General features: G+C 70.4%; 1 protein-coding gene. It reads left to right on the plus strand.

What is annotated here, in order from left to right; all coding sequences use genetic code 11:
• Window positions 1-398: type IV secretory system conjugative DNA transfer family protein (locus AY633_RS16390; protein ID WP_222101835.1), on the plus strand; the 398-nt coding region annotated here is incomplete at both ends.

Below are 398 nucleotides of genomic sequence, written 5' to 3' on the forward strand. Positions count from 1 at the left end.
ATCATCCCCAACCTGCTCCTGCTTGACCGCTCCGTGGTCTGCATCGACCCCAAAGGCGAGAATGCCCGCGTCACGGCCCGTGCGAGGGCGAGGAAGGGCCTGGTGTGGTGCCTGGACCCCTTCGGCGTCTCCGGGCGTCCTGCGGCCCGCTACAACCCTCTGGCGCAGCTCGACCCGGCGAGCCCGGACCTGGCGGAAGATGCCCAGACGATCGCCGATGCGCTGGTTCACGATGCGCCGGGACAATCGGGCGGGGCGCACTGGAACGAGGAAGCCAAGGCGCGGATCGCCGGCGTGATCCTGCACACCGTCATCCACGAGGCTCCGGCCCGCGCCACGCTTGCCACAGTGCGCGACAAGCTTACCCGCGATCCCGCCGCCTTCGCCGCGCTGCTGGC

Origin of the sequence: Planococcus maritimus (assembly GCF_001592825.1) — a bacterium.
Taxonomy (GTDB): domain Bacteria; phylum Bacillota; class Bacilli; order Bacillales_A; family Planococcaceae; genus Planococcus; species Planococcus maritimus_C.